General features: G+C 57.7%; 21 protein-coding genes. 12 read left to right on the plus strand and 9 right to left on the minus strand.

The window, feature by feature from the left end:
• Positions 1-4 precede the first annotated feature (4 nt).
• The 7 genes from FHS21_RS11350 to FHS21_RS11380 all read right to left on the minus strand — a co-directional run bounded on the left by FHS21_RS11350 (position 5) and on the right by FHS21_RS11380 (position 8,467).
• On the minus strand, positions 5-1,075 hold the full coding sequence (locus tag FHS21_RS11350; protein WP_112528935.1) for an isocitrate/isopropylmalate dehydrogenase family protein: 1,071 nt from the start codon (positions 1,073-1,075) through the stop codon (positions 5-7).
• A 12-nt stretch (positions 1,076-1,087) separates the two neighbouring features.
• The gene (locus tag FHS21_RS11355) at positions 1,088-2,182 is read right to left on the minus strand and encodes an AbrB family protein (RefSeq protein WP_112528937.1); all 1,095 of its coding nucleotides are present in this window, start codon (positions 2,180-2,182) and stop codon (positions 1,088-1,090) included.
• 11 nt (positions 2,183-2,193) lie between these two features.
• The gene (locus FHS21_RS11360; protein ID WP_112528939.1) at positions 2,194-3,609 is read right to left on the minus strand and encodes an MmgE/PrpD family protein; all 1,416 of its coding nucleotides are present in this window, start codon (positions 3,607-3,609) and stop codon (positions 2,194-2,196) included.
• Between the two features lie 117 nt (positions 3,610-3,726).
• Positions 3,727-4,482 (minus strand): FCD domain-containing protein, encoded by a 756-nt coding sequence (locus FHS21_RS11365; protein ID WP_183661934.1) that lies wholly within the window; start codon positions 4,480-4,482, stop codon positions 3,727-3,729.
• A 116-nt stretch (positions 4,483-4,598) separates the two neighbouring features.
• Positions 4,599-6,332, minus strand: coding sequence for an ABC transporter permease (locus tag FHS21_RS11370; RefSeq protein WP_112529145.1), 1,734 nt, complete (start codon positions 6,330-6,332; stop codon positions 4,599-4,601).
• A 6-nt stretch (positions 6,333-6,338) separates the two neighbouring features.
• Positions 6,339-7,385 (minus strand): extracellular solute-binding protein, encoded by a 1,047-nt coding sequence (locus FHS21_RS11375; RefSeq protein WP_112528943.1) that lies wholly within the window; start codon positions 7,383-7,385, stop codon positions 6,339-6,341.
• Between the two features lie 14 nt (positions 7,386-7,399).
• A complete protein-coding gene (locus FHS21_RS11380) occupies positions 7,400-8,467 on the minus strand; it encodes an ABC transporter ATP-binding protein (RefSeq protein ID WP_112528945.1) in 1,068 nt (355 codons plus the stop codon).
• 225 nt (positions 8,468-8,692) lie between these two features.
• On the opposite strand from FHS21_RS11380, the gene FHS21_RS11385 reads away from it, so the two are divergent.
• From FHS21_RS11385 to FHS21_RS11420, 8 genes are all read left to right on the plus strand, one after another.
• A complete protein-coding gene (locus tag FHS21_RS11385; protein WP_112528947.1) occupies positions 8,693-9,424 on the plus strand; it encodes a FadR/GntR family transcriptional regulator in 732 nt (243 codons plus the stop codon).
• Entirely contained in the window at positions 9,421-11,001 is a 1,581-nt protein-coding gene (locus FHS21_RS11390; protein ID WP_112528949.1) for an ABC transporter substrate-binding protein, read from the plus strand. Before FHS21_RS11385 ends, FHS21_RS11390 begins: the two co-directional genes overlap by 4 nt.
• A 62-nt stretch (positions 11,002-11,063) precedes the next feature.
• Complete coding sequence (locus FHS21_RS11395; RefSeq protein WP_112528951.1) at positions 11,064-12,023, plus strand: ABC transporter permease; 960 nt, start codon at positions 11,064-11,066, stop codon at positions 12,021-12,023.
• 1 nt (position 12,024) lies between these two features.
• The gene (locus FHS21_RS11400; protein ID WP_112528953.1) at positions 12,025-12,900 is read left to right on the plus strand and encodes an ABC transporter permease; all 876 of its coding nucleotides are present in this window, start codon (positions 12,025-12,027) and stop codon (positions 12,898-12,900) included.
• A gap of 18 nt (positions 12,901-12,918) precedes the next feature.
• Complete coding sequence (locus FHS21_RS11405; protein ID WP_112528955.1) at positions 12,919-13,836, plus strand: dihydrodipicolinate synthase family protein; 918 nt, start codon at positions 12,919-12,921, stop codon at positions 13,834-13,836.
• 8 nt (positions 13,837-13,844) lie between these two features.
• Positions 13,845-14,867, plus strand: coding sequence for an ABC transporter ATP-binding protein (locus FHS21_RS11410; protein ID WP_112528957.1), 1,023 nt, complete (start codon positions 13,845-13,847; stop codon positions 14,865-14,867).
• A complete protein-coding gene (locus FHS21_RS11415; protein ID WP_112528959.1) occupies positions 14,864-15,820 on the plus strand; it encodes an ABC transporter ATP-binding protein in 957 nt (318 codons plus the stop codon). The genes FHS21_RS11410 and FHS21_RS11415 overlap by 4 nt, the downstream gene beginning before the upstream one ends.
• Positions 15,821-15,829: 9 nt before the next feature.
• The gene (locus FHS21_RS11420) at positions 15,830-16,759 is read left to right on the plus strand and encodes a dihydrodipicolinate synthase family protein (RefSeq protein WP_112528961.1); all 930 of its coding nucleotides are present in this window, start codon (positions 15,830-15,832) and stop codon (positions 16,757-16,759) included.
• A gap of 16 nt (positions 16,760-16,775) precedes the next feature.
• Here FHS21_RS11420 and FHS21_RS31315 read toward each other — a convergent pair whose 3' ends face one another.
• On the minus strand, positions 16,776-16,991 hold the full coding sequence (locus FHS21_RS31315; protein ID WP_112528963.1) for a cysteine rich repeat-containing protein: 216 nt from the start codon (positions 16,989-16,991) through the stop codon (positions 16,776-16,778).
• 98 nt (positions 16,992-17,089) lie between these two features.
• Between FHS21_RS31315 and FHS21_RS11430 the strand changes: the two genes are divergently transcribed.
• The 4 genes from FHS21_RS11430 (at position 17,090) to FHS21_RS11445 (ending at position 24,152) form a co-directional block, all read left to right on the plus strand.
• Positions 17,090-18,292, plus strand: a complete 1,203-nt coding sequence (locus FHS21_RS11430; protein ID WP_112551379.1) for an efflux RND transporter periplasmic adaptor subunit — start codon at positions 17,090-17,092, stop codon at positions 18,290-18,292.
• Positions 18,289-21,435: an efflux RND transporter permease subunit gene (locus tag FHS21_RS11435; protein WP_112528967.1), complete on the plus strand. Its 3,147-nt coding sequence runs from the start codon at positions 18,289-18,291 to the stop codon at positions 21,433-21,435. Before FHS21_RS11430 ends, FHS21_RS11435 begins: the two co-directional genes overlap by 4 nt.
• A 40-nt stretch (positions 21,436-21,475) precedes the next feature.
• Entirely contained in the window at positions 21,476-22,237 is a 762-nt protein-coding gene (locus FHS21_RS11440; protein ID WP_183661936.1) for a bestrophin-like domain, read from the plus strand.
• Between the two features lie 202 nt (positions 22,238-22,439).
• The gene (locus FHS21_RS11445; protein ID WP_158482173.1) at positions 22,440-24,152 is read left to right on the plus strand and encodes a cache domain-containing sensor histidine kinase; all 1,713 of its coding nucleotides are present in this window, start codon (positions 22,440-22,442) and stop codon (positions 24,150-24,152) included.
• Here the strand turns inward: FHS21_RS11445 and FHS21_RS11450 are convergent.
• Positions 24,149-24,502: a DUF1622 domain-containing protein gene (locus FHS21_RS11450; protein ID WP_112528973.1), complete on the minus strand. Its 354-nt coding sequence runs from the start codon at positions 24,500-24,502 to the stop codon at positions 24,149-24,151. The genes FHS21_RS11445 and FHS21_RS11450 overlap by 4 nt on opposite strands.
• Positions 24,503-24,509 lie beyond the last annotated feature (7 nt).

The following is a 24,509-nucleotide window of genomic DNA, read 5'->3' on the forward strand; positions in this document are numbered from 1 at the left end:
CGAACTAACCCAGCGCCGCGATAATTCCCCTTGTCATTCCGGCAGTGTCAGCGGTTCCCCTGATATCGCGGGTGCGCGTGGCGGGGTTGCCGAGCGCCGCAGCTATTGCTTTCTCCATTATGGACGCTGCCTCCACGGCCTGAGCTATCTTGCGGTTATGGCCCAGCCACTCGATCATCATCCGTGCAGATTCGATCATGGCGAATGGGTTGGCTATGCCCTTGCCGGCGATATCGGGAGCGGAGCCGTGTGTGGCCTGCGCCATCGCCAGGTTGCCCTCACCGATGCACAGGCCGGGTGCCATGCCGAGACCACCGACGAGCCCCGCCGCTTCGTCCGTCAATATATCGCCGAACATGTTGGTGGTGACGATGACGTCAAAACTCTGCGGATCCCGAATGAGCCGCATAGCCATGGTGTCGACGATCACCTCGTCGACGGTCACCTCGGGAAATTCCTTGGCGACCCGATGGCACTCCTCGACGAACATGCCGCAACCGAGCTTGAACACGGTATTCTTGTGGACGAGCGTCAGTCGTTTTTTGCGTTGCTGCGCAATTTCGAATGCCGCCCGTGCCACGCGTGATGAGCCCACGCGCGTAATGACGCGAACCGAGATCGTCACATCTTCAGTTGGTCGGAATTCACCAGTGCCGGCAACGACATTCCGGTCCGGCTGGAACCCCTCATTGTTCTCACGCACGATGACGAGATCGATGCCCTCGTGAATCGCCCCAAGCCCAGGAAAGGACTTCGTCGGACGGACATTGGCGAAGAGGTTGAAGCCCTTGCGCATGATCGGATGCGGATTGATCGCACCGGGAACCTTTGGATAGGCCTGATGTCCGATTGGACCGAGAATGAAGCCATCCATCTTCGAAAGCGTTTCCATCGTGCCTTCAGGAAAAGTCGAGCCGTGCGTGTCAAGCGCCGACCGACCGATCGGCATTGGCCGCCAATCGATTTCCAGGCCCGTCTTGGCAGCCGCGGCGCGCGTTACCTCGACCGCTGCCGGCACGATTTCATGGCCGATATCATCGCCGTTTAGAATGCCGATCACGAGATGGCTTGTCATGGAACAATCCTTTCAATCAGAGGATGCGTCGAGGCGACGCGAAAAGGTTTCAAATATCCGAAACGTGAAGAGAATTGTCGTCATTACGACAGCAATCCGTGTGATCTGGAATGCGGTCACCGTCGTTGCATCGAGATGCATCCCGGTGGCGGTCAGCGCCATTTCGGTGACCCCGGCCGGCGCTACGGCAAGCAGGCTCGTGACGAACGAAAGGCCCGTTACCGCCGAAAGCGCCAAGGCTATTGCCATGGCAACAGCGAGCAGGAACGCCGTGGTGACAAGAGCCGAAGACGTCACACGCCACAGCCTGCCGAGGAGCGATCGTCTGAAGCGGCAGCCGAGCCAGACCCCGATGACGACCTGCGCCACCGTCAGGACAACGGACGGAACCGCAAACGGCCCAAAACCAAAGCCGGAAACGAGGGCGCCTATCGCCGCCGGGACAAGCAGCCAGCTATTGGGCAGCTTGAACCGCCGCACCAGAAATGCACCGGCAGCGCCCACGACGAACAGGGCAATGAGCGGTATTGCTTCGCCCCGAAACGGTATTGGCGCGAGATGGATGCCGCCATCCTCGCCAAATATCGTTACCAGGAACGGAACGATCGTCACGATGGAAGTGACACGGATCAGATGAACCACGGCAACCGTATCACTGTCCGCGTTTTTCTGATGGGCGACCACGGCCATTTCCGCAAGGCCGGCAGCGGCCGTAGCGAAGAAGGCGGTCTTGCGATCGGTGCCGGCGAGCTTTCGCAGTATCAACGCGGCGATCATCGTTGCAATGATCATCAGGATCGTAGCAAGCAGCATGAACGGCAGCAGCTTGACGATGGTAATGACCACGACCGGAACAAAGCGCAAGCCGATAGCCAGGCCCACGGCCACCTGGCCAAGTTCCCGGCCGTAGGGCAATGCAGCAAGTGGCGCACCCATGATGGAGGCGCTGCCGCACGCCAGAAGCGGGCCCAGCAGATAGGGGAGCGGCATCGAGATGCTTCTAGCAGCCACCGCCCCCGCGATGCCGATCAGCAATGCCAGACCCATTCTCACGAGGGTGCGGTCGAAGACACGCGGACCGCCACCCAATGTTCCCGAGTCTGGCATGATGATTTTTGTCAGGCGATGGAGATGAGGCGCGTTGACAGATCGTCCAGAGTGCTGAGGTTCTCCAGCCCGCGCACCAGTTCGACTATCTCATCCGCCTTGTTGCGAGACATCCCTGCGAACTCGGCGTTCTCACGGAACTTGTTTGCTACCTCGTCGTAGCTCATGGGGAATGCCGGGCTGCCCTTGCCAAAATCGGCGCGCCCGGTAATCTTGCGACCATCCTTGAGCTCGATATCGATCAGGGTTGTCATAAGGTGATAGCCTGCTGCTTCGGCCTCGTCGTCTATAACGAAATCGACCTTCTCGATCATCGACTTGACGTCCTCGCGTTCGACCGCAGCGTCTGTAAACTCGTTGAGGCCGGCACGGCCTTCGAGCAGCAGGATCGCCATGCAGAATTCCATGGAGAATTTCGCCTGGAGTTCATCCTTCGGACGATGATGGATCAAGGCATTTGGCATATTGGAATTGGTGCCAACGCGTACATGCTTCACGTCCTCGGCGCGAATGCCATGCTCTTTGATCAATCGGAGCATTTCGGTCATTCCGGGATGGGTGAGGGAGCCCGACGGATGCGGTTTGATGGAGATGCCGGGATTGGCGAAGGTCCAAGGTGCGCCCAGCTTGTCGAAAATGGCACTCTGATCGTAGCCGCCGCCCGCTGCGGCAAAGAACCCGCGCGGTGCCTCGAGTATCCGAGGCGTGGCGGTCCAGCCATAGGAAGCGAACTGTGCCGCCGCAACGCCGCTTTCCGAGGAACGTCCGGCATGGAATGGTTTTGTCATCGTGCCGAAATTCTCGCGCAAACCTGCAGACTGGCTACCCGCAATTGATAGGGCGCGTTGTGTAGTCGCGACGTCGAAGCCCATCAATCTGGCGCTTGCGGCGGCGGCTGCGAAAGTTCCGCACGTAGCCGTCGCGTGAAAACCTGTCTGGTAGTGACGGGGCGCGATTGCTTCGGCGATCTTGCACTCTACCTCGACGCCGAGGTGGTATGCCAGCATGAAGTCCTTGCCGGAAGACCTGACAAGTTCGCCGATCGCAAAGGCAGCTGGCAAGGCAGGTGCCGTCGGATGTGTTAGGAGACCATAGACGCGGTCTTTGGCGACGGCCAATTGTGTGTCGTCATAGTCATCCGCGTGGATGCCGACACCGTTGGCAAATGCAGCGAACCGAGGCGCTACCTTGCGGCCACCTCCGATGACGGTCGCAGCGCCGTCAGCAAGCCCGAGATCTCCGAGATGCTGGCGAACGAGTTCGCCGCTTTTGGCAACCGAACCGGACAGTGCAAGACCGAAGCCGTCGAGTATTGATTTCTTGCCGAGTTCGATAACTTCCGCCGACAAATCAGCAAATGCCGTTTCGACCACGAATTCGGCCACATATTTCGTCAATTCGATGTCGACTGCCTTGTTCTGATTCATCCCAAATCCTCTTATGTCACGTCTGTCTTGAGTAAATTCTCAAATCGACTGTGCTGGGAGGATTGTTAATTGTCAACAGTTTTGTGTTTGCAAAACCTCGAGCCATCGTTGACTGGATCAAGTTTCGTCAGTGGATCTCTCGTCGCTCGTTTTGCGCGATTGTTTTTCAACCTGTTCAACCGGTCCTGGCTGTCCAGCTTGACGGGTGCGTACAATGCCATTGAGGATATGGGTGCGCGCAGCGATGAGACTACGGACAGGGTCGCGCGCTTCGAGCGCATCGACAATGGCACGATGTTCTTCGTTGGAGATGTGGAGCACATCGTGGCTGGAAAGGGCGCGATAGCGCTGGATATGCAACTCGCGCACAAAGCTCTGATAGATGAGTTCGAGGCGATTGTTCCCGGCCATATGCGTAATCTGTTTGTGAAACTCGAGATTGACCGGGTAGTAGATGTGGACGTCACCGAGCTCGACAATTTCATTCATACGTTGCAACAGCGCGCGAAGGATGGCGATCTCGGCGTCAGTCACCCGCTCGGCCAGCATCATGGCCATGCATCCGAAGACACCGGCCCGGGCTTCCGAAAGGTCCTGGGCTTCGTCATTGGTAAGTGCCCGGATAAAGAAGCCGCGGTTGGGGATGATCTCGATAAGTCCCATGGCCGCCAACGCGCTGCAGGCTTCGCGGATTGGTCCGCGGCTCACACCGAGGCGCTGGGAAAGACCGTTTTCGTTCACCCGTTCGTTGGGCTTGAGCTCGCCATCGATGATCATCCGCTCGATCTCGGCCTGTACGACATTCGCGAGCGAACGGGTGCGAAGGAAATCAATCGCGGATAAATTTTGCGGGGCGTTCGTTATCTCTGACATGCGCAAGCCATCGTGAAGGTTCCAGTATAAGCGGAGCAAGAACCTTGCGGATTACTCCTCCAGCCCTCGTTTAGCAGCAATTCCAGCAATTGGCGACCCTGCCTACTGGCAGGGCTCTAGCCTCGCGTATTCATTTGCGAACCACCAAGTACCGGAACCCGGTTGGCGATAAACACCACGGCAAAAGAAGCGGCAAGAAGAATGATACCGAGAACACAGATCGCCCCGAGATCGCCGCTCTCGTTAAGATCGTAGATAATGACCGAGACAAGCTTGGTATTTGCGGTTGTCAGCAGGATTGTTGCGGACAGTTCGCGGATTGTACCGACGAAAACGAAGCACCAGGCCGCGACGACACTTGTCCGCAGCAACGGAGCTGTGATGTCCCAGAGCGTTCTCAAGCGTGAAGCGCCCACGATACGGCCGGCTTCCTCCAGTTCCGGATGGACACCGGAAAAGGCCGAGGACATCTGTTGATAACCTGCGGGAAGTTCGATGGTCATGAAAGCTATGAGCAGGATCCAGATGGTGCCATAAAGCTGGAAAGTTGGGTTGGCATAGCTGAGGAACAGGCCAACGCCGAGCACAATGCCAGGAATTGCTACCGGAGCCGTGGCAAGGATGCCGAGGAAACCAGAACCCGGAACCGAGCGGCGGATCACTAGGTAAGATACGATCAGCGCGATGGCGGTGACGGCAGTGGCCGTCAGAAATCCAAGGAGAAACGTGTTGCGAAGGGCAAGCTGTGTCGCCGAGAACTCAAAAAGCACGAATCGCCAATGGCTCAAAGTCAGCGTGCTGAGATTGATCGGGTCGCCGACAGTGCCGGTGAATGCCGTCTTGATAATAGCCAGATACGGCAAGATGATCGTCAGGCTGAGCACACAGAAAACGAAGGCGATGGCCGGCCATTTCCATGGGCCGAGTTCCGTGATCCTTGGTGTACCGCTCTTGCCGCCTAGCACCGTGTAGCCCTTGCGTCCGAGGATGGATTTTTGCGCGCGCAGAAGAATGACGGTAATAATCAGCAGAGGCAGCGCAGCGGCAGCCGCGAGGCCGAGACGCGGTGGAAACTGAAAAAGGCTCCAGATCTTCGTGGTGATCACATGAAAGCCGGCAGGCAATGCGAGGATCGCCGGAGAGCCAAACATCGTCAGGGCTTGCAGAATGGCAATCAACGTTCCCGCAAGCATGGCCGGAAGTACCAGGGGAATCGTCACCTTCCGCAACGTGGTCATCGACTTCCCGCCGAGAATTGAAGAAGCATCCTCAAGATCGGATGGAACCTTGTCGAGTGCGTTCGCCACAAGCGTGAAAACGTAGGGGAAGGTGAAGCAGGCGATGGCAAAGACGAGGCCACTGAACGTATAGATGTTCACCAGATACTCGGATGCTTCGAGCCCGAAGACACTCCTGTACATAATATTGACGATGCCGCTGTTTGGCGCAGCCAATATCTCGTAGGCGATAGCACCAAGGAAAGGTGGTGTGACGAACGACGCTGTTACCAGCATGCGGATTGTTCGTCTGCCGGGTAAGTCCGTCCGCGCAACAAGCCATGCCATCGGCGTTGCGATGATGCAGGCGAGGACGCCAACGGCCAAGGCCATTCCGATCGCAAGGCCATAAGCGCGAAGAAGGGTCGGGTCGGCGACGAGGGCAATGTAATTGGCGAAGGTGGCGCCCGCGCCGGTATCGCTGCGAAAGCTATAGTAGACCAGCCAGAATAATGGCAGGAGAACCAGGACACTCAGGACAAGCGTCAACAGAGCGAAGGTCGGCCATGAAAAATCGATGCCTCGGCGCCGACCTTGAACCGGCAAAGCTTGAACCTGAATGTCACTGGTCATGATCAATTATGTCCCGAAATACTTTTCATAGTTGGCTTTGATGGTGGGAATCTCGGGCTCGAGTTTCTCAGGATCCGAATGCAGAATCTTGATCTTCGACAAAGGCGTGCGATCCGCCTTTTCCTTGACGTCCGGGTGGAATGATCTCAGCCCGCCGAAATCACTGTTGAGCTGCTGCGCATCGAGCGAGAAGAGGAATGCGTAGAACAGCTTGGCGGCATTCGGGTTGGGGGCCTGTTTCAGAACCGCTGCATTACCGACGGCAAGCGGCGTGCCTTCGTCCGGGTAAACGATCTTGATGGGTTTTCCCTCGTCGATGAGACGGAAGACGTTGTATTCATTGCCATCGACTTCGAGTGCCCGTTCGCCTTGAGCGAGTTTCTTCGGAGGCTCGGTCGAAGATTGCACCTGCATTATGTTTTGCTTGCCGAGTTTTTCGAAATAGTCCCAGCCAAGAAGCTGGCTCAGCACGAATGTCGAGGTCATTACCGTACCGCTATAACCGGGGTGAGCTTTGACCATCTTGTCCTTGAAACGGGGATCAAGCAGATCTTCCCACGTCTTCGGAGCGTCGGCATCCTTCATCAGATCCGTACGATAGGCGATGACGGACAGATGTGCGCGGTAGGCGGCGAAGTTACCGTCGGGATCGCGCTCGTCGGCAGGCCATTTGTCGGCCACTTCTTGCGGCACCATAGGTTCAAGCCAGCCCTGGCGCTTGAAATATTCGAAATGCACTGCATCGGAAGTCTCGATCACGTCTGCGTTATAGATGCCGGTCGAGTATTCCTGGCCGATGCGCTGGAAGACGCGTTCGGATCCGGCGCGCTCTACCTGTACTGCTATGCCCGGGTACTTGGATTTGAAGTGTTCGGCGAGCTTTTCGGCGACCGCGACGTCGGTAGCAGTATAGAATACCACCTTGCCTTCAGCCTTGGCGGCTGCCACGAGTTCCGGGGTAATCTGATAGGGTGCCGGTGCTTCAGCCCAGGCGGCGGGCGAGGCCGCCAGTCCCGTAGCCAAGAGTGCGGCAGATAGAGCTTTCTTCCACATGCATAGTTCCTCCCTTATTGTGCGAGTGCCCGGCATTTCTCTGGTGGGAAATGCAGCCATACTTCTTGGCCAACCGGGATCGCAACATTGACTGGCGCGACTGTACGCACCGTTTCTCCACCAGCGATTGAAACGAGATAGTCCCGGTGTGAACCGAGATAGATTTGCCGCGTGACTGTGCCGATCGTCACATTCGTGTCGGCGCTCTTGGGCTTGGCCGACGACAGTTCGATGTCATGATGCCGAACCGAAACGGCTGTTTTTCCGGAAGCCGCGGTGCTGCCGCTGCCGCATCGGAGCACAAGCCCGCCTTCGCCAACAACGCTATCTTTATCGCCGCGGGTGCCGCTGAGAATATTTGTGCCACCAATGAAGCGGGCGACAAATTCAGTCTCCGGACGTTCATAGATATCTTCCGGCGAACCTGCTTGCTCGATACGGCCGTCATTCATGACGACGATCATGTCGGCGGTGGTCATGGCTTCCGCCTGATCATGCGTCACATAGACCGTCGTGTAGCGAAACTCGTCGTGAAGCCGGCGGATCTCAAAGCGCATCTCCTCGCGCAGATTGGCGTCGAGGTTTGAAAGTGGCTCATCAAGCAAAAGGATTTCAGGCTTGATGACAAGTGCTCGCGCCAGCGATACCCGCTGCTGCTGACCGCCGGAGAGTTCGCCCGGATAGCGATTTTCCAGCGGAAGGAGTTGCGTGGCCGAGAGGATAGTCCGGACGCTCTTGGTCACTTCCGATTGTGGAAGACGCCGCAGCTTCAGGCCGTAAGCCACATTCTCGAAGACCGTCATGTGCGGCCATAGCGCGTAACTTTGGAAGATCATCGACATGTTGCGCCCCTCGGGCGGAACGGTCGAATGAGCTGAAGATATGGTCTTTCCGCCGACGCGTATCTCGCCCGCATTGGCTGGAACGAAGCCTGCGATAAGCCTCAGCGTTGTTGTCTTGCCGCAGCCCGAGGGCCCAAGAAGGCAGACGAGTTTGCCTTTGTCGACGGATAGATTGACGCCTTTGACAACCGTGAGCGTACCATAGCTCTTGGTCAGGCCGTCTAATTCCAGGAATGCCATTCCACCTCCCGAGTGTTCACGGAACCCGACAGGTCGGTTTTCCGCTGATATTGGCTTCATGGAAACGTACGGAGCAAATTGAAGACTGTCAACAGATTACTATTTTCAACTTCTTCACATTGAGTTGTAAGAGTTTTTGTAGGGCTAGTGCTGTCCTGTTGACAGATATCCTACAAGTGGCTATCTAGTCCAAACTGTACCATCACCGAGACTGGAATCCGCATAATGGCGTTCAAATCCCTCAAGCCTCTGCACCGCGCGCCTTTGCTGCATGTGTCCGTGCAAGAAAGCTTGCGGGCTTACATCAACGAAAATGGCCTGGAAGCAGGGGCGCCGATGCCGCCCGAAGGTGAACTTGCCAGCCAGCTCGGCGTCAGCCGGAACTCGCTGCGCGAAGGCATCAAGGCATTGGAGTCGGTTGGTGTTCTGGAGTCGCGGCGTGGTGTCGGCGTCTTCGTCAAGGCATTCTCCTTCGAGCCGCTGCTTGACAATCTTGCCTATGGCTTGGGTGGTGCGCTGCGTCAGATCGAGGAAGTGCTCGAGATTCGCAGGACGCTCGAAGTCGGCCTGATCGCCAAAACGCTGCAGAAAATCACTGACGAAGATATCCAGGAGCTGCGGCAGGTCGTGGCCCGCATGCGCGTCCATGCCGAGCGCAATGAAGCATTTGTCGACGAAGACAGGCTTTTCCACCGGCTGCTTTTCCGCTGTCAGGAAAATGAGACGCTGGTGCGGCTTATCGAGGTGTTCTGGCTCGCGTTCTACAAGGCGTCCGATTTCGTCAATCTGGAAAATACAGATCCGATGGCGACATGGCGTGATCATGAGGCGATCGTCGACGCAGTCGAGGCGAGAAATCTCGAAGACGCGCGCAACCGCCTCGACAGTCACTACGAGGGGATCGCTCGGGTGATTGAACACAACAAGACCAATACGACAAATGGGAGGATACCATGAAACTACGAATGATGGCTTCGGCGCTGGCACTGTCTGCCGCGCTGATCGGAGGCGTAACGTCAGCGCCTGTCGCTGCGCAAGCTGCAACGCTGTCTGGCGGATTCGATGTCGGACCGGGAGGTTTCCAGGGAAACTTCAATCCGCTGGCGGCCACAGCCGGATTTACTTGGCTCAGCGTCTATTTCGAACCGCTCGTTACCTATGATGAGAAACTGCAGAAAGTCGTCGGTGTGCTGGCGGACAGCTACGAAGTCAGTCCGGATCAAATGACATATACATTCAAGCTTGCGGACGCCAAATGGCACGACGGCAAGCCGTTCACCTCCAAGGACGCGAAGTTTACCATGGGTCTGGCTATGGACGCGAAATCGGGGTCCGTCCTTGCCGCCAGGTTGAAAGCAGTCTCGTCCGTCGAAGCTCCGGATGACCGCACCCTGATCGTCAAGCTGAGCGCCCCAAGCGCGAGTACTCTCGACACGATGACCAAGGTGATGATGCTGCCCGAACATGCATTGTCATCGATACCGGCAGATCAACTCGCCAAAAACGCCTGGTGGTCGACTTCGCCAATCGGGACCGGCCCTTTCAAGTTCACCAAATACGTCACCGATCAATATGTGGAACTTGGCGCCAATACCGACTATCGCGGCGGCAAACCCGCACTTGAGCGGGTGATCAACCGATACTTCGCCAATCCGGCAGCCGCCATCGCCGCTCTGCGCGCCGGGGAAATCCAGTTCACATATGTGGACTCGAACGATGTCTCGACGTTCAAGGGCGATGAAGCATTCAAAGTCCTTGAAGGCGACAGCTTCGTCGTCAACTATCTTGGCTTCAATCATGAGTCGCCGATCTGGAAAGATCCGCGCGTTCGCAAGGCGGTAATGTATGCGATCAACCGCGATGCCATCATCAAGAGCCTTTATGCGGGTGCTGCCAAGCCGGCAAATTGCGCCTATGTCGCGGACCAGCTGATCCCGCAGGGTATTGACCCTTACGCCTACGATCCGGAAAAGGCGAAGCAACTTCTGGATGAAGCCGGATGGTCGCAAATCAATGGCGACAAGCCGATTACCCTTCTGACCTATTACACCACCCCTCTCGCCACCAATGTGCTCGCCGCCGTGCAAGCCATGCTTTCGCAAGTGGGAATTAATGTCGTGCCGCGCGCCGTCGATACACCGACTTACAACAGCATCGTCTTGAATCCGAAGCCGGATGTCGCGCAGTTCCAGCTGGTCTATGCCGGTCTTCAGAACGGGCCTGATGCGGGCAGTATCAATGTTGGTCTTAATGAAAAGCAGATCCCGCCAGCAGGCCCCAATGTGGTACGCGCGCGTATGCCGGAACTCAACAAGGCGCTGGATACCGCTCTCGCAGAACCCGATGCCGCCAAACGTGACGGCCGCTATCAGGATGTCTGCAAGGTCATGAATACCGACTTGCCCTGGGCAACCCTGTGGGTGGCGAACCGCTATGGCGTCGTGTCATCAAAGGTCAAGGATTTCATCTGGACACCGGCGCCGGGTGGTGGCCCCTATCAGGCTCATCCGGAAAAATGGTCACTCGGCGAATAGTCGCCCGCGCCTGATCACGGTTCGAGGGGTGGCGCTGGCCACCCCGGCAAAACGGAACGAAAATGCTTCAATACAGTCTTCGACGTTTGCTGATAGGAGTAGGCATGCTCCTTGCCTTGAGCGTGCTGATCTTCATCTTGCTGCGTCTCACCCCCGGCGATCCGATCGATGCGTATATCGATCCGAACATTCCTATGTCGCCAGAGCAGCTTTCCGAACTGCGGAGCCAGCTTGGGCTCGACAAGCCCTTGCCAGTTCAATATCTGGCGTGGCTGCAACAGGCCATTTCGGGGAATCTCGGCTTCTCGATCAAGCGTCAGGATCAGCCGGTGCTGGATCTGGTGTTGTCGCGTATCGGTCCCACAGTTCTGTTGATGGGATCGGCATTGGTCATCGCGATTATCGTGGGGATCGTCACTGGTGTTATCAGCGCGGTGCGGCGGAACTCGCCGGTGGACCTCTCATTCTCGGTGTTTGCGCTGATCGGCATTTCGAGCCCGGCATTTCTGAGCGCGCTGATCGGCCTCTATGTATTCGCCGTTCGCCTGGGATGGGCTCCGTCAGGCGGCATGCTGACACCGGGTGCGGAATTTTCTATCGGAGACTTGCTCCATCATCTGATCTTACCCGCGGCGCTTCTTTCAATCGCCCAGGCTGCCCTGATCATGCGCTACATGCGCTCGTCACTGCTTGAAGTTCTCAATCAGGACTATGTGCGTACGGCGCGGGCGAAGGGCGTCAAGGAATTCTGGGTCATTGCCAAGCATGCGTTGCGTAATGCCCTGCTGCCCGTGGTGACGGTCATCGGCTCGACAATCGGTCTCGCGATCGGCGGCGCGATCTTCATCGAAAGTGTATTCAATTGGCCGGGCATGGGTCTGTTGCTGGTGAATGCTGTCGAGACGCGTGACTATCCGGTCATCATGGGCGCGACGCTGATTATCGGGGCCTGTGTGATCGTCGTCAATCTTCTGACCGACATCACCTATGCGGTCATCGACCCGCGTATCAAGGTGGGTTGAGATGCTTGCACGCACCCCCTCCCACAGTCCCGGCCCTATGGCGCGAGCATTGCACCGCTTCGCCCACAACAAGGCCGCGCTGTTCGGTGTTTGCATCATTCTGCCGATGCTCGCGATGATCCTGTCCTATCCTTTGTGGTGGACATTCAAGCCGAACGACATCGACCTGCTCGCCATGAACAGCGGACCGACAGCGACCCATTGGTTCGGCACCGATGGTGTCGGCCGAGATGTCTTTGTCCGGGTGCTGGAAGGCGGCCGCATTTCCTTGCTGGTCGCTGTAGCCTCGACAATCATCTCGGCGATCATCGGGTTTCTGGTTGGTGCGATATCGGCGCTTGCCGGTCGCTGGGCCGATGCTGTCACCATGCGTTTCGTCGATCTGGTGATGACCCTGCCGCCGGTGATTTTCCTGCTGGTGCTGGCGTCGATTGCCGGTACGGGCATCTGGCCGACGGTGCTCGTCATTTCGCTGCTGTCATGGCCACTCCTGTCGCGCATGATCCGCTCGAGGCTGCTTGAACTCCGGGAACGGGATTTCGTTCTGGCATCGCGCGGCATGGGAGCAGGGCTCGGACATCTGCTGTTCCGGCATGGCTTGCCGAACTCCATCGATATCCTTGTTGTCTATGCGACGCTGCAGATTGCCAATGCGATCCTTCTTGAGGCCGGACTGTCATTCCTCGGTCTGGGTATTGCGCCGCCCGCCGCCAGCTGGGGCAACATGCTCAACGCAGCGCGCTCGACGGCCGTTCTCGAACAATTTCCCTGGCAATGGCTGTTCCCCGGTGGGGCGCTGGTTCTTGCCGTCCTTGCAATCAACTTCATTGGCGATGGTCTAAGGGATGCCTTTGATCCTCGCGCCGAACTGAATTGACAAAGAAAGAAAGCGAAAATGACCAAATTTCATGGTGTTGTTCCTCCCGTCGTAACACCTCTCAATCCGGATTTCACGGTAGACTATCCGTCCTACACGCGCGTGCTCGAACATCTGCTCGGCGCAGGCTGCCACGGTGTATTCGTGCTCGGGTCTACCAGCGAAGTGGTGTTCCACAACGAAAAGACCAGGCAGGAAATTCTCGAACACTCGGTCAAGATCGTCAATGGCCGCGTGCCGGTCATTGCAGGCGTTCTCGATGCAACGACCGACAATGTCATTGGCCATGCCAAGGTCGCCAAGGCTGCAGGTGCAGCCGCCGTCGTCGTGACGGCACCGTATTATACTGTCACCAGCCAGCCCGAGATCATCGACCATTTCCGCTATATCAAGGATGCCGTCGACATTCCGCTTGTCGCCTATGATATCCCTGTCTGCGTCCATGCCAAACTGGCTCGATCGACAGTGACGACGCTGGCCAAGGAAGGCACCATTATCGGCCTCAAGGATTCAAGCGGCGATGATGGCAATTTCCGTTACGCCTTGCTGGATCTCGCCGAGCACGAGGACATCTTCCTGATGACCGGTTCCGAGATCGTCGTCGACAATGCGTTGTCGATGGGCGCGCATGGCGTCGTCCCGGGTCTCGCCAATGTGGATCCGCACGGCTACGTCCGCCTCTGGGATGCGGCGCAGCGCGGTGATTGGGCAGCGGCGCGCAAGGAGCAGGAACGGCTCTGCCGCCTGTTCGAGATCGTCTGGGTGGCGCAAAGCCGCGTCAGCGGTGGCGCGTCGGGCGTGGGCGGTTTCAAGACCGCCATGCGCAGCCTTGGCATCATTGATACGAACGTCATGCCGAGACCCAGACAGGCACTCGATGCTGCAGAATCCGCCAGGATTGACGCGATCCTGCGCTCTACCGGGCTGCTCGGCTGAGACGGGATATGGACGAGCGCGTGGATCCCATTCTCGACATTCGCGGGCTGCGGACAATCTTCCGCACCCGCGGCGGCGAGATTACCGCAGTCGATGGTATCGACCTATCGGTCGCTGCCGGCGAAACCGTTGCGCTTGTCGGCGAATCCGGTTCCGGCAAATCCGTGACCAGCCTGTCGGTCATGGGCCTGTTGACCCGCAATGTCGGGGCGATTGCCGCCGGGAGTATCCATTTCAAGAGCAAGGACGGCGCTGTCCGCGACCTCGTCACGCTGGATGAAGAACAGATGCGGAGAATCCGCGGCGATGACATCGGCATGGTGTTCCAGGAGCCAATGTCCAGTCTCAACCCGGTGTTCACGGTGGGTGACCAGATCGCTGAGCCAATTCGCATCCATCGCAATGCCGACCGGAAATCAGCAATGAATTCGGCCGTCGGACTTCTCGATCAGGTAGGCATCCCCGATGCGAGACGCCGGGCAGGACAGTATCCGCACGAGCTTTCGGGCGGCATGCGGCAACGCGCGACAATCGCCATGGCGCTTGCCTGCGATCCGACATTGCTGATTGCCGACGAACCGACGACGGCGCTTGACGTGACCATCCAGGCGCAAATACTCGATCTTCTGATCAAGCTGCAACGTGAACGCGGTATGGGCATGCTTTTCGTCACGCACAACCTCGGTGTGGTGGCTGAGATCGCCCATCGCGTCGCGGTCATGTATGCCGGGCGCATCGTGGAGGAGGGGCCTGTCGGTGAGGTTTTCCGCAATCCGCGCCATCCCTATACCCTCGGACTTCTGGCGTCGATGCCGCGGCTTGGTGAGGCAACACGCATGAAGCAGACCGGGGACAAGCTGGCGGCTATTCCGGGTGTTGTCCCGAGTTTGGCGGACATGCCGGATGGATGCGCATTTTCGCCGCGCTGCAGCTATGCGATCGATGCCTGCAGGGTGGCGGTGCCACCGCTCGCAAAGGTCAATGCTATGCACCGGAGCCGCTGCATACGATGGCAGGAGGTGGGCCGATGAGCGCTGCGCCATTCCTCACCGTCCGCGATCTGGCCAAACACTACGTTTCCCGCGGCACGAAACTCAATATTCTGGAAGGCATCTCCTTCGATATCGCCAAGGGGGAGGTGGTTGGACTGGTCGGTGAATCAGGCAGCGGCAAGACAACGATCGGCCGTTCGGTTCTGCGTCTGGTCGAGCCTTCTTCGGGTAGCGTAAAATTCGATGGTACAGAACTGACCACACTTTCGGCCGCGCAGATGCGACGGACGCGGCCCCGTATGCAGTATATATTCCAGGATCCGTTTGCCAGCCTGTCGCCCCGCATGACTATTGGCGAGATTTTGACCGAAGGCCTGAATATCCAGGGAATCGGCACCCGCAAGGAACGCATGGACCGGGCACGAAACGCTCTCGCGCAGGTCGATCTTCCTGCCGAAGCCGTCAACCGCTATGCACATGAGTTTTCCGGCGGGCAGCGTCAGCGCATTGGTATTGCCCGCGCGCTGACGCTTGCACCGGAATTCATTGTCGCGGACGAGCCTGTTTCTGCGTTGGATGTGTCGATCCAGGCGCAGGTCATCAATCTCCTGCGCGATCTGCAGCAACGGCTCGGCTTGACCATGCTGTTCATCTCGCATGATCTCGCGGTTGTCGAATATATTTGCGACCGGGTCATCGTGCTCTATCTTGGCCGGATCATGGAGATTGCCTCAAGCGCCGATCTTTATGCGCGGCCGCAACATCCCTACACGCGTGCCTTGCTTTCCGCGATTCCGTCGCCGGATCCGGATGCGCCCCGCAACCGGCAAATCCTGAAGGGTGATATTCCAAGCCCGGCCAATCCGCCGAGTGGCTGTGTATTCCGGACACGTTGCCCGGTGGCGATGGAGGCCTGCGCCCATACGATACCGGAATTGCGCGAAGTTTCGCCCGGCCAATTCAAGGCTTGTATCCGCGATGATTTGAACTAGGAGCTCAGTGTGAAATCAGCGGAACATGCGATCAAGGGGAATTGGGCCAGTCTACTCCTACCCATCGAGGCGGACGACAGCATCGAATTCAGCAAACTTGGCGCTGAAATCGACATCCTGATCGACGCGAAGGTCGATGGTATCTACTCCAACGGAACCGCCGGCGAATTCCACAACCAGACTGAGGAAGAGTTCGATCGCATCCAGCTAATGCTGGCCGAGCGCTGCCGAAAAGCGGGCATGCCCTTCGTCATCGGCGCTTGTCAGCCCGATCCAACGATCATGCTGAATCGTGTGCGGCGCGCAGCTACACTGGGTCCCGCTGCCATTCAGGTCATCTTGCCGGATTGGTGGCCGCTGACGGACGAAGAGGCAATCGACTACCTCAACAGGGCGTCTGGGATTGCCAACGGCATTCCACTTATCCTCTACAACCCACCGCATGCAAAACGCGTCCTTTCGCCAAAGGAACTCGGTGCGATATTGGCTGAAACGCCGGGCGTGATCGGCGTGAAGCTGGCAGACGGTGACTCAACTTGGTACGCCGAGTCGCGCGAGCATCTGCCTGGCGTCGCGCTTTTCGTACCGGGGCATCACCTCGCGACGGGCATCAGGGAAGGGGTCGCTGCAGGTGCGTTTTCCAACGTCGCCTGTCTTAGTCCACGCGGCGCGCAGCGCTGGACCGACCTTATGCAAACCGATATGGACGCTGCCATCGAAACCGAACAGCGGATCTGCAAATTCATGGATCAGCACATCGTTCCGTTCAGGCAAAAGTCCGGCTATTCAAATGCTGCGCTGGATAAATTGCTGTGCGCGATTGGCAATTGGGGACCTGTGGGCACGCGCTTACGCTTTCCGTATCGCTGGATCGGCGAAGACGAAGCCCAACGCCTGCGCGCTGTCGCGGAGCAGGAACTGACCGACATCATGATTTGATGAGCAGCTGACCCGTTTATTTCGGAGCGTGCGACTGGACGACTTTTTTACATTCGGGTGTGAGTTTGTCCAACTGCTTGGCTAGACATTCGATAACCCGCCCGCCACCAGGCATGACGCCGGTACAGTATTTCTGAAAGTCCGCCATGCATGCCGCACGTTCGGCAGCAGTCTGCGCCATGGCCGAGCTGCAAAACATCCCAATTCCAATGACGGTCAAAATCATCCGCATCACAACCCCCTACAATTTTTTATGGAGAGCTATCTCTCAGATACGGAATAACGTAGCATCGATCATGCGTTTTCTGCAAAGGCCAATTGGGGGATATAATGGCCGGAATAAGTGGATTGCACACACGGCAAATTGAACGCTCTTTGGGCGCTCGCCGGAGGGTAGGCTTTGCCTGCATCACATTATTCGGGCTGGCATTAGCTGGCTGTAATCAAGAGAACTCCTACGTTCCGCCACCGCCGCCTAAGGTCGATGTGGCGCTTCCGGTAAATCAGAACGTCACGCCCTATCTCGAGGCGACTGGTACTACCGCAGCAGTTAACCAGACTGCGCTGGTTGCACGGGTACAAGGCTTCATCGAGGAAATCGAGTACAATGACGGGGATGCGGTAAAAGCCGGTACCGTACTTTTCGTCATCGAGCCCGAGTCTTACCAGCTAGCGTTAGACCAGGCGAACGCCGCAAAGGCATCAGCCGACGCGTCTGTAAAGCTATCGCAGGCGGAATACGAACGTCAGGCAGCGCTCGTGGCCAAAACCTTCGCTACACAGCAAGATCTGCAGAAGGCGGAGGCGCAACGTGAAGCCGACCTGGCCATTCAGCAACAGGCGGGATCCAACGTCAGACAGACCCAGCTCAATTTAAGCTACACGCAGGTGAAAGCGCCGTTCGACGGCGTCGCCACCGCGCGGCTGGTGTCAATAGGCGAACTCGTTATCGCGTCGACCACGGCGCTTGCAACGATTGTCCAGCTCAATCCCATCTATGTCAATTTCAACGTCAGTGAGAAGGACGTGCTGCGTATCCGCGCTGCCATGGCGAAACGCGGGATGACCGCGCAGGATTTGAAAAAGGTTCCCGCCGAAGTCGGTACGCAAAGCGAAACCGGTTTCCCGCATGTGGGTACGCTGGACTACGTCGCGCCCACTATAACCGCGTCGACCGGCATGCTGGCAGTCCGTGCCGTCCTGCCCAATGCCGATCGGCAATTGCTGCCTGGCTATTTCGTCCGCGTCCGCGTTCCCTTGTTCGAAGAACCGGGAATGCTGCTGGTGCCGGATCGCGCCATTGGCAATGATCAGAGCGGGCGCTATGTCCTCGTTGCCGGCAAGGATGATGTTGTTGAACAGCGCAAGGTCGAGATCGGTCAGTTGGTTGGCGAATTGCGTGTCGTGACAACCGGCGTCAAGCCAGAAGATCGCATTGTCGTCTCGGGCTTGCTGTCGGCCATACCCGGCCAGAAGATAGAGCCGCAGTTGAAGGATCTTAGCGCCGTTGCGGCGAATGGCGCGGCGCAATGATCTCGAAGTTCTTCATAGAACGGCCCGTACTGGCCAATGTGATCGCCATCCTCATGGTCGTCATCGGCTTTGTTTCGCTTTATTCGCTGCCGGTCGCGCAATATCCGAATGTCGTGCCGCCAACCGTACAGGTCACGACCCGCTATCCCGGAGCCAGCGCCCGCACGCTGATCGATACGGTCGCATTGCCGATCGAGCAGCAGGTCAACGGCGTCGAGGACATGCTCTACATGCAGTCTTACGCAGCCTCTGACGGCAGCTACGCGCTTACAGTCACTTTCGCCATCGGCACCGATCTCGACGCGGCACAGGTGCTCGTACAAAACCGTGTCTCTGCCGCGTTGGCCTCGTTGCCGCAATCGGTGCAGGTTCAGGGCGTCAATGTTCAAAAGAAGTCGACGTCGATCCTCGAGATCGTCACGTTGACCTCGCCGGACAACAGCCACGACAGTCTCTACCTCAGCAATTACGCAACGATCGCTTTGAAAGATGAAATCGCCCGAATCCCCGGCGTTGGCAATGTTACGGTATTTGGGGCGGGTCAATATTCGATGCGTATCTGGCTCGATCCTGACAAGATGCAGGCGCGCGGCCTGACGGCGCAGGACGTCATCCAGTCGCTGCAGCAGCAGAGCGAGCAGGTGACCGCCGGTCAGGTGGGCATGCCGCCTGCGCCGGAGAACCAATCCTTCCAGTATACGATCAATGTCGAAAGCCGCCTCAATGATCCAGACGCGTTTGGTGCGGTCATCGTCAAGACCGACGCCAATGGCGGCATGACGCGCGTGCGCGATATCGGCCGCGTTGAGCTCGGTGCGCAGACCTATAGTCAGGTGTTCCGGCTCGATGGGGCGGATTCCGCGGGCCTCGCGATCTTCCTGTCTCCGGGCGCCAATGCACTTGACGTGGCCAAGAGCGTAAGCGCCAAAATGAAGACGCTCGCTGCCGGGTTTCCGCAGGGCGTTGCTTATTCCATTCCATTCGACACGACTACCTTCGTCAGCCAGGCAATCGGCGAGGTCTACAAGACCTTGTTCGAAGCGGCGCTTCTGGTACTGATCGTCATTCTCGTCTTCCTGCAGGACTGGCGCGCCATGCTGGTGCCCGCGACGACCGTGCCGGTGACCATCATCGGCGCTTTCGCAGCGATGGCTGCGATGGGATTTTCCGTCAACCTCTCGACCCTGTTCGCCATCGTGCTGGCGATCGGCATCGTCGTCGACGACGCAATCGTCGTGGTCGAGAGCGCCTCGCACAATATGGAGCGCGGCATGTCCGGCCATGACGCGGCCATTAGCGCGATGGATATGCTATTCGGGCCGATCGTCGGCATCACGCTCGTTCTCATGGCTGTGTTTCTGCCCGCTGCATTTCTGCCAGGTATCACCGGCCAGATATTTTCGCAGTTTGCTCTCGTTATTGCAGCCACTGCGTTCATCAGCGCCATCAACGCCGCAACGTTGAAGCCGACGCAGTGCGCCATGTGGTTGCGGCCCCCGGTTCCGCCGGAACAACGCAACTTCTTTTTTCGCGGGTTCAATGCAGTCTACCAGCGCCTCGAAAACGGCTATGTCCGTGTGATCGGTTCGATGGTAGCGCGCAGCGGCCTCATGGCGGTGATCGCACTGCTTATCGTCGCCGCCGCCGGTTACGGCATGTCGCGTGCGCCAACCGGCTTCCTGCCCATCGAGGATCAGGGTTATCTTCTGGCTGCGGTGCAATTGCCGGATGGCGCTGCCCTTGGCCGCACGGAAAAGTCACTGGAGGAACTGGGGAAGGTCGCGAAGGAAACGCCGGGCGTCTCCCAGGTCATCACCATTGCCGGCATTTCTGCCCTCGACAATAATTCCGCACTCGCCAATGCCGGTCTTGCCTACATCATGCTCGATGACTGGAGCAAGCGCGGCCCTGGCGAGGACCTGGCTTCCCTCTACAAAACGCTGAACGCGAAACTCAAAGGCGTGGGCGAGGGCAGGGTACTCGTTCTTCCGCCACCGCCGATCCAGGGTATCGGCAATGCCGGCGGGTTCACCATGCAGACTGAACTACGCGACGGCAGTTTTGATCTCGCCAAACTGCAGAGCCTGACCAATGCCATAGTGAAAGCGGCTGAATCCCAGTCGGGTATTCAAAGCATCAATGCACCTTTTCAGGCCAATGCGCCGCAATATACCGTGGAAATCGATCGCGAGAAGATCGAGTCTCTCCAGCTGACGACCGATCTGGTTTTCGATACCCTCGCAAGCTATCTCGGCTCTAGCTATGTCGCTCAATTCAACAAGTTCGGCCGGGTGTTCCAGATTTATGTCCAGGGGGATGCACAATTCCGCCTGACGCCGGACAGCATCAACAACCTGACTGTGCGCAACAATAATGGCGACATGATCTCGCTCGGAACGGTGTTGACCATCATACCGAGCGTCGGCCCCTCTTTGATCAGCCTCTATAATCTCTATCCTTCGGCCTCGATCGTCGGCGTACCAGCGGCGACATTTTCGTCGGGCGAGGCGATGAACCTTATGGAAGAGATCGCGACCGCCACTCTGCCGAATGGCACGAGCTACGAATGGACGGCGCTGTCGTACCAGGAGAAGCTGGTCGGCAACCAGATGATCATGGTCTTCGCTCTTGCGCTGTTGCTGGTCTATCTGGTGCTCGCCGGGCAATATGAAAGCTGGATTGCCCCGGTATCGGTGCTGCTTGCTGCGCCGCTGTCATTAATCGGCCCTGTTTCCATTTTCCTCGGACTGCATGTCGCTATCAATCTCTACGTGCAGATCGGCCTTATTCTGCTCCTTGCGTTGTCGGCCAAGAATGCCATCCTCATCGTCGAAATGGCGCGTGAGTTGCGTGCGTCCGGGCAATCGATCATCGATTCAGCGACGGGCGCGGCACGGGCTCGCTTCCGGCCGATCCTGATGACGTCATTTGCCTTCATCCTCGGCGTGGCACCGCTGGTATTTGCGACCGGAGCTGGCGCAAGTGCCCGCAAGTCCATCGGCATCACGGTCTTCAGTGGCATGATCGCCTCGACCTGTCTTGCTGTCCTCTTCGTTCCTTCTTTCTTCGTAGTCATGCAGCGCTTTGAAGAGTGGCGTGCCACGCGCAAGCGTCCGGCGGAAGCAAAGGTCTTGGACACTTGAGTTTACGACCTATGCGCACCCCATCAGCGACATCCCAACTATGAGTGCGCTTGCAATCGGCGGTGTCGCATTCGTCTGCCTGTCGTTTGCTGTGGTGGCGGGAATATTTATTCGTGACCGCCTGCCAAAGCATCACCTGAGTACGGATTCAAAAGAGGCAATCAAGCTTGCTACGGCAGTGGTCGGAACATTGTCAGCGCTCGCGGTCGGGTTCCTGATCGCATCGGCAAAGACGGCATTCGATGACGCCGAGGCGGAGCTGAGAACATCGGTGGCGCGCGTGGTTCTGCTTGACCGGGTCATGGCGCATTACGGCCCCGAAACCAAAGAGGCGCGGCGTCTGCTTGCCGAACTGGTCAGCTTGCGGCTGCAGGACGCGTGGGTCGACGAGGATCACGATGATACGACGCCGGACGCGCGCAAAAGCGACCTAGGGGTCGAGCCTGTTCAGGATCAATTGCGAGCCCTTTCTCCCGAAACCGACGCCAAACGCCAGCTCCAGTCGCGTGCCATTGCGATAAGCGGAGAAATTGCGGAGGCCCATTGGTTACTCCTCGAGAAAGGAGGCGAAGGTTTGCCCCAGGCTTTCCTTGTAATCCTTGTCTTCTGGCTTGCGTTGCTCTTTTTCACGTTCGGGCTTTTGGCACCGGCCAACGCCACGGTCATTGGCATGTTGTTCGTGTGCGCTCTCTCGGTCGGAGGAGCAATATTTCTGATTATCGACATGGCTCACCCATACCTCGGCATTATTCAGGTGTCCGATGCTCCGCTGCGGACCGCGCTTGAGCATCTAGGGAGATGAAAGCCGGCCTCCCTCTGCAAGCAACGCACAATGGCGGATCAAATTTTCCCTGCAGCCGCGAGCTAAGACCTGTTTTGTGATAGGATGTTTGAAAACAACAGCGTAGCATGTGAGGGAAAAGCCACTCTCACTCGGGGACGATGATCGGGCAGGGAATCAAAACCATACCGCGCATATTGAAGCGCCGCATCGGGAGCAGGCGGTGAAAATCCTGCGTCGATCCGCGGATCGCTGGGGTATCGCTGCCATCCCGGCATTTTTGCGGCGTCTTGGCCTTATGCTTCCGGACGGAAAAGCGTTGTCGCCCGACGTGCCGATGAACGCCCCTGCACTCCCGCTTTTGCCTTATGGCCTCTTGTTGCTCATGAGTGTTGGCGTCATCATAACGGTGTTCGTCGTCGGTGTTGTCGAGAGCCGGGACCGCATGGTCTCGCAATCGAAAATCCAGTTGCGCCAGAAGACCGCCCTGCTCGAAGCCTATGTCAGCAAGATACTCGAGGCGAACGACATGGTGCTTCAGGGTATTTCGTCCGAGGTTGAACCGATGTCATGGCCGGAAATTGCTTCCTCCGAGCGTTTGGTTCGATTTTTGGCTACCCAGAAGCAATTTCTGAAGCACTCGGGCGTTATTGCCCTTGTAGACCGCGACGGCAAACTCGTTTCTACCAGCGAAGGCTATCGCAACAGTTCGCTTGATGTGAACGACCGGGATTATTTCCGCTATCATCGGAATCATCCATCGGATGTCACATTTATAGGCGACCCGTTGATTGGCCGCGTATACGGGCAACCTTCCTTGACTATGAGCAAGGCTCTACGCCAGCCAGATGGGAAGTTCGACGGCTTGATACTGATCACGATGCCGATCGAATATTTCACCAGACTGTTCGATGGAGCGGCTTCTCCATCGGATGCTGCTCAATTCCTGCGCGGCAACGGGGAAGTCGTGGTGAACGTCCCGTTCTGGGAAGGCGGCGCAATCGTACCTGATTGGTTTCGGCAGGCGACAGCCGAGAATCCAGTGTCGGGTGAGATGCACCACGTTTCTTCCTCGGAAGGCATTGACCGGCTGGTGGCCTACCGGAAGGTCGAAGGTTTCCCATTCTACGTAACCTACGGTATTGACGAGAATGCGCTGCTTGCTGGCTGGCGGCAGTCGGTACGCGTCTATGGTACGGTTCTGGCCATCGCCCTTGCGGCGTTTCTCGTGACGGCCTGGCTGGCACGACGCCGTTCGATTGCATTGATGTATTCGAACGAGTCGCTGCGCGAAGTCAGCGAACGCCTACTGGTTTCACAGGACGAGGAGCGCCGTTCCATTGCCAGGGACCTTCACGATTCCACGGGTCAACACCTGATCGGCGCGGCGATGGAATTGGCGAACGTGAAATCCCTCCTGCCCGATAATGACGGTGAAACGTCGCGGGCGCTGGCGCGCACATCAAAACTCATTTCGCAAAGCAATGAGGAGCTTCGGACACTGTCCTATCTGTTGCATCCTCCGATGCTTGACGAATCCGGCCTTCCAAATGCCCTTGAGCTACTCGTCGTGGGTTTTGAGGAGCGCAGCGGACTGGAAATCGAACTGAGGGTCGATCCCGTATTGGCGGCAAAACGACCCCCACCGGGTGTCGAACTCACGATTTTTCGAATCGTGCAGGAAGCGCTGACCAATATCTACCGTCATTCCCACGCCGCCAAGGCAACGATCAGGCTGATCCGGCAGGGGAGCGAGCCCGATACGATCCTGTCGCTCACCGTCAAGGATGATGGTGTCGGTATCGAAAGGCGAAAGCGCAGGAATGTCGGCGTTGGTCTTTCCGGAATGGAGGCGCGGCTTCGCCCGCTCGACGGTACGATCGATATTTCGACTGGAAAAAAAGGCACTACGATTTCGGTGAAAGTGCGCGGCTAGTCGGAAGTACGCTGAAGTTCCCCGATGTCGCGTTGATCGCGCTCTAAAAAGAAGTTGAGGAAAGTACGGACCACTGCGATCGCCGCAATGCGGCCGATGTCGTCCCAGGCCGGAGTGACTGAGGTTTCGAGGATGTCGGCTGCAAGCTGGAATGTCAGTCCCGCCACCAGCCAGCGCGAATAGCGCATCCACACGTGCCGGACCGCATGATGCCCTTCCGGGTGCGAAAACATCACCCTGGTGCCGTTGATAAATGCATCCACCGTGCCGATCGCGATGATTATCAATGCGAAGATGTCGATGATCGAGACGATTGGTTCCGTAAGCTGGATCAACAGGTCCCTGAGCATCGCGCGT

Source organism: Phyllobacterium trifolii (assembly GCF_014192095.1).
Lineage (GTDB): Bacteria > Pseudomonadota > Alphaproteobacteria > Rhizobiales > Rhizobiaceae > Phyllobacterium > Phyllobacterium trifolii.